The following is a 12116-nucleotide window of genomic DNA, read 5'->3' on the forward strand; positions in this document are numbered from 1 at the left end:
CGCGTCCAAGCCGGTTGCCGCCGCGCCGATAGCTCACTAGTTTCAGGCACTTTCCAAGCGGGCAGCGCGACCATCCCGCGGTGCCAAAGCGGCGGTGATTTCAGACGATGACGATCCGTAACGGTCTTGTCGACACGGTCGGCAACACGCCCCTGATCAAGCTCAAGCGTGCCTCCGAGCTCACCGGCTGCACCATTCTGGGCAAGGCGGAATTCCTCAATCCCGGCCAGTCGGTGAAGGACCGCGCCGCGCTCTACATCATCAAGGACGCGGTGGCGCGCGGCGCGCTGCGTCCGGGCGGGGTGATCGTGGAAGGCACCGCCGGCAATACCGGCATCGGCCTCGCGCTTGTCGGCAATGCGCTCGGCTACCGCTCGGTGATCGTCATTCCCGAGACGCAGAGCCAGGAAAAGAAGGACATGCTGCGGCTCGCCGGCGCCACGCTGGTCGAGGTGCCCGCCGTCGCCTACGCCAACCCGAACAATTATGTGAAGGTCTCCGGCCGCCTCGCCGAGGCCCTCGCCAAGACCGAGCCGAACGGCGCCGTCTGGGCCAACCAGTTCGACAACATCGCCAACCGGCAGGCCCATTTCGAGACCACCGGCCCGGAAATCTGGGAGCAGACCGAGGGCGCGGTGGACGGCTTCGTCGCGGCGGTGGGCACCGGCGGCACGCTGGCGGGCACCGGCATGGCGCTGAAGGCGCGTAACTCCCGCATCAAGATTGGCCTCGCCGACCCGTTCGGCGCCGCGCTCTACAGCTATTACACGACGGGCGAACTGAAGGCCGAGGGCTCCTCCATCACCGAGGGCATCGGCCAGGGGCGCATCACCGCGAACCTTGAAGACGCGCCCATCGACGTCGCCTACCAGATCCCCGATGCCGAAGCGGTGCAGATCGTGTTCGACCTTCTGGAGCATGAGGGCCTGTGCCTCGGCGGTTCCTCCGGCATCAACATCGCCGGCGCCATGCGCCTTGCCCGCGAGCTTGGGCCCGGCCACACCATCGTGACCATCCTGTGCGACTACGGCACGCGCTACCAGTCCAAGCTCTTCAACCCCGACTTCCTGCGCGAAAAGGGCCTGCCCGTGCCGGGCTGGCTGGAGCGCAGGGTCGACCTCCCGAGCGTGCTCGTCTGATGGCCACCCAGCTCCTGTTCCGCGACGACGCTTATCTGCGCGAGACCACGGCCACCGTGACCGCGCTCACCCCCGAGGGCGGCATCATCACCGACCGCACGGTGTTCTACGCCAATGCCGGCGGCCAGCCGGGCGACACGGGCGTGCTGCGCCGCGCCTCCGGCGCCGAGATCGCGCTGGCCACCGCCGTCTATGGGCCGGACAAGGCCGATGTGATCCACGTTCCCGCCCAAACCACAGGAACGGGCGGCGGCGAATTACCGGATATCGGCGAGAGCGTCACGCTGGTGCTCGACTGGGACATCCGCCACAAGCGGATGCGCATGCACACGCTGCTGCATCTGCTCTCCGTCGCCCTGCCCTACCCGGTCACCGGCGGTTCCATCGGCGATGCGGAAGGCCGGCTCGATTTCGACATTCCCGAAGCCAATCTCGACAAGGACGCCATCACGGCCAAGCTCGCCGAAATGATCGCCACCGGCGCGGCTGTCACCGAGAGCTGGATCACCGACGAGGAACTCCTCGCCAATCCGGGCCTCATCAAGACCATGTCGGTGAAGCCGCCCATGGGCACCGGGCGCGTGCGCCTCGTCGCCATTGAGGGGCTCGACCTCCAGCCCTGCGGCGGCACCCATGTGCGCAGCCTCAAAGAGATCGGCGCGGCACTGGTGACCAAGATCGAGAAAAAGGGCCAGCAGAACCGCCGCGTGCGGGTCGCCTGGGCCTGATAGTCTGGGCGTAATGTTCGAGGCGTTGGCTTCGGACGCAGGTTCGACGGGCGTTCCTCGCCGGGCCTGAAACAGGGTGGCGCCCGCCGCCCATCGGGAGTGAACCATGTCCTATGATCCCCGCTTCGTCAGCACCGAATGGCTCGCCACTCATCTCGGCGCGCCGAACCTGGTCATCGTCGATGCCTCCTGGCACATGCCGGCGACCGGGCGCAGCGGCCGGGCGGAATATCTGGAGCGGCACATTCCCGGCGCGGTGTTCTTCGACATCGACGCGATCTCCGACACGTCGAGCCCGCTGCCGCACATGCTGCCGACGGAAATCGTGTTCCGCGCCGCGATGGAATCGCTCGGCATCGGCCGCTCGATGAAGATCGTGGTCTATGACACCGCCGGCCTGTTCTCCGCCCCACGCGTGTGGTGGACGCTGAAGGCGTTCGGCGCGGTCGATGTGCAGATCCTCGATGGCGGCTTTCCGAAATGGCTGGCGGAAGGCCATCCGGTCGAGGCAGGCGAGCCGACCATCTACCCCGCGAGCTTCGAGGCGCATCTCGACAAGAGCTGGGTCGCCAGCATCGACGAGGTCGCCACCCGCCTTGCCAATGGCAGCGCGCAGGTGCTGGACGCCCGCGCCGCCGAGCGCTTCCGTGGCGAGGTGCCGGAACCGCGCGCCGGCCTGCGCGCGGGCCACATTCCCGGCGCGCGCAATCTGCCGGTCTCCGAGGTGGTGAAGAATGGCCGGCTGGTCGATTCCGACGCCATCCGCGCGGCGGTGGACGCGGCCGGCATCGACACCGGCCGCCCGGTCATCACCAGCTGCGGCTCGGGCGTGACCGCCGCCATTCTCTGGCTCGCGCTCGATGTCATCGGCGCCCGGCCCAAGGCGCTCTATGACGGCTCCTGGACCGAATGGGGCGGCTCCGACCGCCCGGTGGCGACCGGCCCGGCGGCGACGCTGCCCAAGGAATAAGGTCACCGTTTTCCGGCGCCCTTCCCCGCCAAGCTGCCTACCCCCGCCAGCGTGAGGATCAGCGGGCCGTTCCGGGTGGCGACCACCGTGTGCTCATACTGCACGGTGAGCGCGCGCGGCTCGCTATAGAGCGTCCACGGATCATCGCCATCCTCGGCGTGCTCGGCGCCGAGCGACAGGAACGGCTCGACGGTGAAGACCAGCCCCTCGCGCATCACCCGCCGCTCGGACGCGTCCGGCCAGGTGGCGATTTCCTTGGGCTCCTCATGCAGGCTGTGGCCGATGCCGTGGCTCGCGAGGTTGCGCACCAGCGTGTAGCCGTTCTTGCGGGCGAAGGCGCCGACGGCCTTGCCGATCCCCGCCAGCGGCCGGCCGGCGCCGACCTCGCGCAGCCCCGCCCACATCGCCCGCCGCCCATCCTTGCACAGCCGCTCGACCGCGCGGGTGACCGGCGGCACGGCATAGGAAGCGCCGGTGTCGCCGAACACGCCGCCCTTCTCGGCGGAGACGTCGATATTGACCAGATCGCCCGGCTGGATCGCCCGCGCGCCGGGAATGCCGTGGGCGATCTCCTCATTGACGCTGATGCAGGTGGCGCCGGGAAAGCCATAGACGCTCTCCGGCGCCGAGCGCGCGCCCGCGCCTTCCAAGAGCGCCCGGCCGATGGCGTCGAGCTCGGCCGTGGTGATGCCCGGCTCAATCGCCTTGCCCATCGCCTCCAGCGTCACGGCGACGATGCGGCCGATCTCCTTCAGCGCCGCCAGCTCGGCCTCGCTCGTCACCACCATGGCGGGTTTCTCCGGTCGCGTCTTGAACAGGCGATGGCGTTCGAGACCATCGCGCCGCCGCTGTAACCGGCGAGGCCCCTCCGGGCAAGGCGCCGGCGGCCGGGTTGAGGCAAGCGCAGGCGGGGACGACCGGGGGAGGCGCGGCTTGGGGGGACAGGGCACGACCGGGGCATGCTGACGGGACAGGGTGCCGTCATCGGGCACCGCGCGCCGTCAGCACCCCGTCATCCCGGACGGCCAAGGGCCGATCCGGGATCGCGGCCCGGCTCATGATCGGCCGACGATCCCGGCTCGAAGCGGCGCCGTTCCCGCCCGTCATCGGCGGATGCCGTCGCCCAAAGGCCACGTCATCCCGGACGGCCAAAGGCCGATCCGGGATGACGTCCCGGCTCATGATCGGCGGACGATCCCGGCTCTGCGCTGCGCGGCTCCCACCCAATCGCCATCATCCCCGGGCTTGACCCGGGGATCCACGTCTTGGTTCGAGCCCGGCTTGCCAAACGGAGACGGGAGGCAGCGCCGTTCCCCTCCCCGACGAGGCACCTCATCACGCCGAACCGGCACCACGCGCCGCCCGGTGACGCCCCTCACCCTCATCGGCCTCATCGGTCATTTTTCCTGCACACACTGGCCTGATCGTCCACCTGACTGCACTGACACGCCACGGCGCAGCAACGAAAACGGCCGCCCCATGGGGGCGGCCGCCACAAGATTTCATCGGGACGCGCCAGCCGGCACACCCGGTAAAAGCCAGCCTCAGTGCAGAATCTGGCTGAGGAACAGCTTGGTGCGCTCATGCTGCGGGTTGGAGAAGAACGCATTCGGCTCGTTCATCTCGATGATCTGCCCGGCATCCATAAAGATAACCCGATTGGCGACTTGCCGGGCGAAGCCCATTTCATGGGTGACGCACAGCATGGTCATGCCTTCCTCGGCGAGACTGACCATGGTCTCCAGAACTTCCTTGACCATTTCCGGGTCGAGCGCCGAGGTCGGCTCGTCAAACAACATGATCTTCGGCTTCATGCAGAGCGCGCGGGCAATAGCCACGCGCTGCTGCTGGCCGCCGGAGAGCTGGCCGGGAAACTTATGCGCCTGCTCGGGAATCTTGACTTTCTTGAGAAAATGCATCGCCAACTCTTCGGCGTCCTTCTTGGGCATCTTGCGGACCCAGATCGGGGCGAGCGTCAGATTCTCCAGAATGGTCAGATGCGGGAACAGGTTGAAGTGCTGGAAGCACATGCCGACCTCGCGGCGGATCTCGTCGATCCGCTTGAGATCATTGGTCAATTCGATGCCATCGACGACGATCGAGCCCTGCTGGTGTTCCTCCAGCCGGTTGATGCAGCGGATCATGGTCGACTTGCCGGAGCCCGAGGGGCCGCAGATGACGATACGCTCGCCGCGGCGGACCTTCAGGTTGATGTCCTTGAGCACGTGGAACTCGCCGTACCACTTATGGACGCCAACCAGTTCTACCGCCACGTCTTTTCCCGGCGGCGTGTGCACGGCGGGGATCTCGTCGCTGGAAACGATGGAATGGTGTTCGGTCATGGAATGTCTCCGTCGTTCAGCGGCGGTGGGAGGTGTTGAGGCGGCGCTCCACGAAGAGCGAGTAGCGCGACATGCCGAAGCAGAAGAAGAAGTAGACGAGGCCGGCAAAGGCGAAGCCGGTGTAGAGCGTCACCGGGCTCGCCCAGTTCGGATCGGTGAAGGACGCGCGGAGCTGGCCGAGGAAATCGAAGATCGAGACGATCAGCACCAGCGTCGTATCCTTGAACAAGCTGATGAAACTGTTCACGATTCCCGGAATGACCAGGGTCAGCGCCTGCGGCAGGATGATGAGCCGCATCATCTGGCTCCAGGTCAGCCCCATCGCCATCGCGCCCTCATACTGGCCCTTCGGAATGGCCTGCAGGCCACCGCGCACCACCTCCGCCATATAGGCGGCGGAGAACAGGGCAACGCCCACCAGCGCACGCAACAGTGCGTCCGGATTAGCGCCCTGCGGCAGGAACAGCGGCAGCATGTAAGTCGCGAAGAACAGCACAGTAATCAGCGGCACGCCGCGCCAGAACTCGATGAAGATCACCGAGAGCAGCCGCACGACAGGCATTTGCGAACGCCGCCCCAGCGCCAGCGCGATGCCCAGCGGCAGCGAGGCGACGATGCCGGTGACCGCGATCACCAGCGTCACCAAGAGCCCACCCCACTGCCGGGTCTCGACATAGGAGAGGCCGACATTGACGTCCCAGGCGAAAACCACCGCCGCAAAACCGGCGAACACCAGAAGCGTACTGCGCGCCGCCGCACGGCCCGCGCCGCCGAGGCCGGCGATGATACCGCCGATGACGCCAGCGACGATGAAGGCGGTTAGCAGCAGATCGACCCAGAAAGTCAGGTTCAGCCCGGCCACCGTCGCCCCGCCGGTGAGCGGGCTGATGAGGCCGAAACGCTCCAGGAAGAAGGCGGAGGCGTTGATGTTGCCGCCGGTCAGCAGGACAAAGGCGACCACCGGGTAAATCGCGAAGAACAGCAGCGAATTCAGCCGCTTATACGGCGCGCTCGGCACCAGCAGCGGGACCAGCAGAACGGCACCAAGCGCGAAGACGATGTTGGGCCGCCAGCGTTCGGCGAACGGGTAGAAGCCATATATGAACTGGCCGAACTTGGCGTGCACGAAGGGCCAGCAGGCCCCGACATTCGGACCAAGGCAGGCCTCGCGGTTCTCCCCGGTCCACACCGCGTCGATCAGCAGGAAGCGGATCAGGGGCGGGAAGAGCAGCAGCGCCACGCCGATGCCGGCGAGGGTGAGGATGGTGTGGAAGAAGCCGGAGAACAGGTTCTCCCGCATCCAGCCGATCGGCCCGAGATTGCGCGTGGGCGGCGGCAGTGGCGTTACCAGGTCGGCCCGGATGAAGGTGCCGTCGTCGAAGGTCAGACTCATCGCGCGCTCCTCACCGTTCCACGAGCGCGACGCGCTTGTTGTAGGCGTTCATGATGACGGAGGTGATGATGGACAGCAGGAGATAGACGCCCATGGTCATCGCCACGATCTCGATCGCCTGGCCCGTCTGGTTCAGCGTGGTGCCAGCAAAGACCGCCACGAGGTCGGGATAACCGATGCCGACGGCGAGCGACGAGTTCTTGGTGAGGTTGAGATATTGGCTGGTCAGCGGGGGAATAATGACCCGCATCGCCTGCGGAATGACCACCAGCCGCAAGGTCTGGCTGTTCTTCAGCCCCAGCGAATGGGCCGCTTCCGTCTGGCCATGGCTGACCGCCTGGATGCCGGCGCGCACATTTTCCGCAATGAAGGCGGCGGTGTAGGTCGCCAGCGCCACGGTGAGCGCGACGAATTCGGGAATGACCCGCACGCCGCCGACGAAGTTGAAGCCCTTGAGTTCCGGGCGCTCGATGGTGATCGGGAAATCCGTGACGAACATCGCGACGGTCGGCACGAGGATGAGGATGGCAAGCCCGATGGGCAGCATGGGCAGCCGGCGCCCGGTCTCCTCCTGCCGCGCGCGCGACCAGTAGCTGAGCAGGATGACGGCGAGGATGGCTGCGCCGATCGCCCACAGCACCACGCCCGTTCCGTCGCCGAAGATCGGGCGGGGAACGATAAGGCCGCGGTTGGAGATGTAGATCTCGTTGAAAAGATTGATGCTCTGGCGCGGGTTGGGCATCGCGCTGAGCACCGCGAGGTACCAGAACAGGATCTGGAACAGCGGCGGCAGGTTGCGCAGCACCTCGACATAGATCGTCGACAGGAGGCGCACGACGAAGTTCTTGGAGAGCCGGCCGATGCCGACCAGGAAGCCGATGACGGTGGCAAGGATGATGCCGACCACCGCGACCAGAAGGGTGTTCAGCAGGCCGACAAAGAAAGCTCGGCCATAGGTCGACGTCTCGCTATAGGGAATGAGCGTCTGGTTGATGCCGAAGCCGGCGGTGTTGTCGAGAAAGCCGAAACCGGTCGCGATCTTCTGCGCCGCCAGGTTCTGGCTGGCATTGTCGACGAACATCCAGCCCAGAAAAACGACCACGATCAAGGCGATGATCTGCAGCCCTATGCTGCGCACCTTCGGGTCGTTGATGAAAGAAGTCTTCCCGCCAGACGCGGGCGCGGCCAAGTCCGTCATGGTCCCCCTCGCCTCTTTCGAGGCTCACTGCTTAATCCCGGCGCCGAACTTTGCGTCAGCTTCCGGCAGGAAAGCTCCCGGCCCATAGGACCGGGAGCCTGTCATGACTGATCTCAGCGGATCGGCGGGGCGTACTGCAGGCCGCCCTTGCTCCACAGCGCATTCACGCCGCGGGCCAGCTTGAGGGGGGTGCTGGGGCCGACATTCTTGTCGTACATCTCGCCGTAATTGCCGACGCCCTTGACGACCTGATAGGCCCAGTCATTGCCGATGCCCATGCCCTCGCCGAACTTGCCTTCGGTGCCGAGCAGGCGCTTGACCTCGGGATTGGCCGAGGACTTGAGCTGATCGTCGACGTTCTTCGAGGTCACGCCGAGTTCTTCAGCGTTGAGCTGGGCGAACAGCACCCACTTCACGATGTCGAACCACTGGTCGTCACCATGCGCGACCACAGGGCCGAGCGGCTCCTTGGAGATGATCTCCGGGAGAACGATATGGTCGTCCGGGTTCGTCAGCTTCAGACGCTCGCCGGCGAGGCCCGAACGGTCGGTGGTGAGCACGTCGCAGCGGCCGGCGTCATAGGCCTTGACCACTTCGTCGTTGGTGGCGAAGGCGATGACTTCATAGGTCATGTTGTTGGCGCGGAAGAAGTCGGCGAGGTTCTGCTCGGTGGTGGTGCCGGTCTGCGTGCAGATCGAGGCGCCCGAGAGCTCCATGGCCGAGTTCACCTTCTTGTCCTTGCGGATCATGAAGCCCTGGCCGTCATAATAGGTCACGCCGGTGAAGTTGAGACCGAGCGAGGTATCGCGCGTGATGGTCCAGGTGGTGTTACGCGACAGAATATCGATGTCGCCGGACTGCAGCGCGGTGAAGCGATCCTTGGCCGACAGAGGCGTGTACTTGACCTTGCTGGCATCGCCGAACACCGCTGCGGCAACGGCGCGACAGAAATCCACGTCGAGGCCGGTCCAGTTGCCCTTGTCGTCGGGCGTCGAGAAACCGGGCAGACCCTGGCTGACGCCGCACTGGATGAAGCCCTTGGACTTCACCTGCTCGAGCTTCGTCGCAGCCTGCGCACCGGTGGCCGCGAGGCCAAGGGCGCCCGCGACGGCAAACGTGGAAATGAGGCGTTTCATGTGTGCAGCCTTCTTTACTGGTTCTGAGCTGACGTTCCGCTCGTGGCTCCGAACGGAACGTTGCGACAATTAAAGCAATTCACATGCCGCCACATGCCGGGCAAGCGCGGCACGGTCTGCCCCCTTCGTCTATATCCGCCGGGCACCGTGCTATAGGATGCTGCGGAAGACGCGGGAGCCATCAGAACGCCGTATTCCCCCACGGTCAAGCGCAACCCGTCCTCCTCCACGACCACCCCACTGGCATCAAGATACCGACGAGCGATTTCTCAGCATGGCCTCAGTTCGCAAAGACGCGCCACCCGCCACGTATTCCCTGGAAACCGACCTTGTGCTCCTCGGGCGCGATCCGGCGCGGTTTGACGGCTTCGTGAATACGCCGATCGTGCGCGGCTCCACCGTGCTGTCGCCGACGGTTGCCGACCTTGAGGGTCACACGGGCCGCTACACCTATGGCCGGCGAGGCAACCCCACGGTCGAGGCGCTGGAACAGGCGCTCACGCAGCTTGAAGGCGGCGCCGGCGTGGTGCTCACGCCGTCCGGCCTGTCGGCGGTCAGCGTCGCGCTGCTCTCCGTGCTGCAGGCAGGCGACCACCTCTTGATGACGGACAGTGCCTATCTGCCGACGCGCCAGTTCTGCAACGGTGTGCTGCGCCGCTACGGCGTCGAGACGACCTTTTATGACCCGCTCGTCGGGGTGGGCATCGCCGGGCTGATCCGGCCGAACACGCGGGCGGTGTTCCTGGAGTCGCCGGGCTCGCAGTCCTTCGAGGTGCAGGACGTCCCGGCGATTATCGAAGCGTTGCGCGGCACCGACATACTGACGTTGATCGACAATACCTGGGCGACGCCGCTGTATTTTCGCCCGCACGATGTCGGGGTGGACATCTCCATCCAGGCCGGCACCAAATATCTGAGCGGCCATTCCGATCTGAACATCGGAACGATCTCCGCCACGGCGCGCAGCTATCCGCGCGTGAAGCAGACCCATGGCGACCTCGGCATCACTGTCGCTCCCGAAGACGCCTTTCTAGGCGCGCGCGGGCTCCGCACCATGGCGGTACGCCTTGCCCGGCATCAGGAATCCGCGCTCACCGTGGCCCGCTGGCTTGCATCCCGGCCGGAGGTGCTTCGGGTGCTTCATCCCGGCCTTCCGGAGCACCCCGGCCATGCGCTGTGGAAACGGGACTTCAAAGGCGCGACCGGGCTGTTCAGCATCATTCTCCAGCCTGTGCCGAAGGCGGCGGTCGATGCCTTCCTCGACAGCCTAGCCTTGTTCGGCCTCGGCTATAGCTGGGGCGGGTTCGAGAGCCTGGCGATCCCGTTCGATTGCCGCACCTATCGCACGGCGACGCAGTGGGAGCCGGGTGGCCCCGGCGTGCGCATCCATATCGGGCTCGAAGATCCGGTGGATCTCATCGCCGACCTCGAACAGGGCTTCGGCCGGCTGCGCGACGTGGCGGGCTGACCTCAGCCGCCCGTGCGCCGGTAAACGGAGAGGCGGACGGCGCGCCCGTCCGCATAGGCGATGCCGCCAATATCGGCGGTGCGCTCGAAACGCAGACCCAGCGCTTCGGCGCGCCGCACGAAACGAACTTCCTGCCGACGCTCGATCAGCACGACATGGCAGCCACCCTCGCGCAGGAAGTCGGCGGCGGCGGCCCCATCCATGAAGCGCACCTTGCCCGGCAGCAAGAAGGGCAGGCTCGGCTCGTTGTAGCCGGCAGCCCCGACCACCAGCGGTTCGCTATCGGTGGGGCAGCTCTCGCGGGCGATGGCGGCGACAACACGCGGCGAGACCCACAGGCTGGCCATTTGCGGCAGCAGGAGCTGCATCACGCCGAAGCCCGAGATCAGCATGCCGACGACCGCGAGCAATGCTGACTTCTCGACGCCGTACTCGCGCACGGCGGCAGCCGCCGTCACGAGCGCGAAAAAGCCGAGCAGCAGCAGCAGCCAGGCGAGCAGGCTGGTGGTACGGTCAAAAATAGCGAGGCCGAGCAGCGCGGAGACCGCGATAAAGGCGCCGATCACCGGCCACAGCCAGAGCACGCGCACGAGGCGCGGCCCGCTCAGCGCCATCGCCCCCCGCTCGATCGCGATGGCGATGGCAATGGCAACGGCCGGGAACAGCGGCAGCAGATGTGCGGGAAACTTCGTCGGGATGAGGTCGAGCACGGCCCAGGCCGGCACGACCCAGGCGAGGAGCAGCCGCATCGTGCGCAGCCGGCGGGCTTTCCACAGCATGGGCGCGGCCAGCACCGCAAGCGGCGCAGCCGGCCAGAACATACCTCCAAACGCGACCAGCAATGTGCCCGGCAGCGGTCCTGTGCCCTGGAAGGACGGTGATACCCGCCCCATCATGGCCCGCGCCGCCGAGGCCACGTTGCTGTCATCCATGCCGAAATGGCGCAGCAGGTACCAGACCAGCCCGACAAGGCCGCAGAGAGCTAGGCCCACGACGGGAAAGGTGACACGCAACGCACGAAAGGAACGATCCACAGCGACAAGCGCCAGCAGCGTCATCAACGGGTAGAACAGCGCCATGAGCCCGCGCGAGAATAGCGCGACGGCGAGCGAACCCCACAGAATGGCCACGAGCGCGCGCGGGGCGCCCGTCGGCAACAGACTGTCGGCCTCACGGGCCTGCGTCGGCAGATAAAGCCGGGCGAGCGCACCGAGCATAGCCGCGGCCGCGGAGAGCATGACGGCATCCGCAACGGCAAGGCGCGCCGCCACACCCACGGCGGCCGAGGAACCCAGCAGAATGGCCGCCAGCAGCGCCCCACGCCGTCCGGTAAAGGCGAGCGCCGCCCAGAAGGTGAGCAGCACCGCCGCAATGGCCGCCAGCAGCGAGGGAAGACGGTAGAGCCAGATCGTGTGATCGGCATTCCTGACGCCTGCCAGCTGGGCGGCACCAACCAGCGCGGACTGCACCCAATACCAGCCCAGCGGGCGGGTATGCGCGCTTTCGCTGCCGATCCGGGTTTCCGCGAGCTGCCCGGTATCCACCATTTGCCGCGAGATCAGCGCAAAGCGCGCCTCGTCCCGGTCAAGAACGGGAGTGGCAAAGAAGCCGGGGAGGAAAGCGACGAGGCACAGCAGGACCAGCAACAGGACGCATCGCATATTGGTCCGGGACGCGCCATCGACGAGGCCAACAAGGCGGCTTGCGAGCCTTAGACCGCGCAGCGGCGCGCGTGTCATGGC

General features: G+C 66.3%; 10 protein-coding genes. 4 read left to right on the forward strand and 6 right to left on the reverse strand.

Translation table 11 applies throughout. The features are described from left to right. The first annotated feature begins 107 nt into the window (after nt 1-107). From OU996_RS17525 to sseA, 3 genes are all read left to right on the forward strand, one after another. Nucleotides 108-1139: a cysteine synthase A gene (locus tag OU996_RS17525; protein WP_267582879.1), complete on the forward strand. Its 1032-nt coding sequence runs from the start codon at nt 108-110 to the stop codon at nt 1137-1139. Continuing rightward, a complete protein-coding gene (locus OU996_RS17530; protein WP_267582880.1) occupies nt 1139-1867 on the forward strand; it encodes an alanyl-tRNA editing protein in 729 nt (242 codons plus the stop codon). Before OU996_RS17525 ends, OU996_RS17530 begins: the two co-directional genes overlap by 1 nt. A 106-nt stretch (nt 1868-1973) precedes the next feature. Next, nucleotides 1974-2837: a 3-mercaptopyruvate sulfurtransferase gene (sseA, locus tag OU996_RS17535; RefSeq protein ID WP_267582881.1), complete on the forward strand. Its 864-nt coding sequence runs from the start codon at nt 1974-1976 to the stop codon at nt 2835-2837. Nucleotides 2838-2839: 2 nt separating this feature from the next. Here sseA and map read toward each other — a convergent pair whose 3' ends face one another. From map to OU996_RS17560, 5 genes are all read right to left on the reverse strand, one after another. Further along, nucleotides 2840-3625: a type I methionyl aminopeptidase gene (gene map / locus OU996_RS17540; RefSeq protein ID WP_267582882.1), complete on the reverse strand. Its 786-nt coding sequence runs from the start codon at nt 3623-3625 to the stop codon at nt 2840-2842. A 756-nt stretch (nt 3626-4381) separates the two neighbouring features. Further along, nucleotides 4382-5179: an amino acid ABC transporter ATP-binding protein gene (locus OU996_RS17545; RefSeq protein WP_267582883.1), complete on the reverse strand. Its 798-nt coding sequence runs from the start codon at nt 5177-5179 to the stop codon at nt 4382-4384. A gap of 16 nt (nt 5180-5195) precedes the next feature. Beyond that, on the reverse strand, nt 5196-6572 hold the full coding sequence (locus tag OU996_RS17550) for an amino acid ABC transporter permease (RefSeq protein ID WP_267582884.1): 1377 nt from the start codon (nt 6570-6572) through the stop codon (nt 5196-5198). A gap of 10 nt (nt 6573-6582) precedes the next feature. Then, on the reverse strand, nt 6583-7770 hold the full coding sequence (locus tag OU996_RS17555) for an amino acid ABC transporter permease (RefSeq protein ID WP_267582885.1): 1188 nt from the start codon (nt 7768-7770) through the stop codon (nt 6583-6585). A gap of 113 nt (nt 7771-7883) precedes the next feature. Next, nucleotides 7884-8906 (reverse strand): amino acid ABC transporter substrate-binding protein, encoded by a 1023-nt coding sequence (locus tag OU996_RS17560; RefSeq protein ID WP_267582886.1) that lies wholly within the window; start codon nt 8904-8906, stop codon nt 7884-7886. Nucleotides 8907-9180: 274 nt separating this feature from the next. Between OU996_RS17560 and metC the strand changes: the two genes are divergently transcribed. Next, nucleotides 9181-10374, forward strand: a complete 1194-nt coding sequence (gene metC / locus OU996_RS17565) for a cystathionine beta-lyase (protein ID WP_267582887.1) — start codon at nt 9181-9183, stop codon at nt 10372-10374. A gap of 2 nt (nt 10375-10376) precedes the next feature. Here metC and OU996_RS17570 read toward each other — a convergent pair whose 3' ends face one another. Further along, nucleotides 10377-12113 (reverse strand): ArnT family glycosyltransferase, encoded by a 1737-nt coding sequence (locus tag OU996_RS17570; RefSeq protein ID WP_267582888.1) that lies wholly within the window; start codon nt 12111-12113, stop codon nt 10377-10379. Between the last annotated feature and the right edge of the window lie 3 nt (nt 12114-12116).

Source organism: Ancylobacter sp. SL191, assembly GCF_026625645.1.
In the GTDB taxonomy this organism is placed as follows: domain Bacteria; phylum Pseudomonadota; class Alphaproteobacteria; order Rhizobiales; family Xanthobacteraceae; genus Ancylobacter.

What these genes read in the sequence shown, in the direction of transcription:
- metC (WP_267582887.1), top strand. Translation starts at nt 9,181, where the DNA reads ATGGCCTCAGTTCGCAAAGACGCGCCACCCGCCACGTATTCCCTGGAA.
- OU996_RS17525 (WP_267582879.1), top strand. Translation starts at nt 108, where the DNA reads ATGACGATCCGTAACGGTCTTGTCGACACGGTCGGCAACACGCCCCTG.
- OU996_RS17545 (WP_267582883.1), bottom strand. Translation starts at nt 5,179, where the DNA reads ATGACCGAACACCATTCCATCGTTTCCAGCGACGAGATCCCCGCCGTG.
- OU996_RS17555 (WP_267582885.1), bottom strand. Translation starts at nt 7,770, where the DNA reads ATGACGGACTTGGCCGCGCCCGCGTCTGGCGGGAAGACTTCTTTCATC.
- OU996_RS17560 (WP_267582886.1), bottom strand. Translation starts at nt 8,906, where the DNA reads ATGAAACGCCTCATTTCCACGTTTGCCGTCGCGGGCGCCCTTGGCCTC.
- OU996_RS17570 (WP_267582888.1), bottom strand. Translation starts at nt 12,113, where the DNA reads ATGACACGCGCGCCGCTGCGCGGTCTAAGGCTCGCAAGCCGCCTTGTT.
- map (WP_267582882.1), bottom strand. Translation starts at nt 3,625, where the DNA reads ATGGTGGTGACGAGCGAGGCCGAGCTGGCGGCGCTGAAGGAGATCGGC.
- OU996_RS17550 (WP_267582884.1), bottom strand. Translation starts at nt 6,572, where the DNA reads ATGAGTCTGACCTTCGACGACGGCACCTTCATCCGGGCCGACCTGGTA.
- OU996_RS17530 (WP_267582880.1), top strand. Translation starts at nt 1,139, where the DNA reads ATGGCCACCCAGCTCCTGTTCCGCGACGACGCTTATCTGCGCGAGACC.
- sseA (WP_267582881.1), top strand. Translation starts at nt 1,974, where the DNA reads ATGTCCTATGATCCCCGCTTCGTCAGCACCGAATGGCTCGCCACTCAT.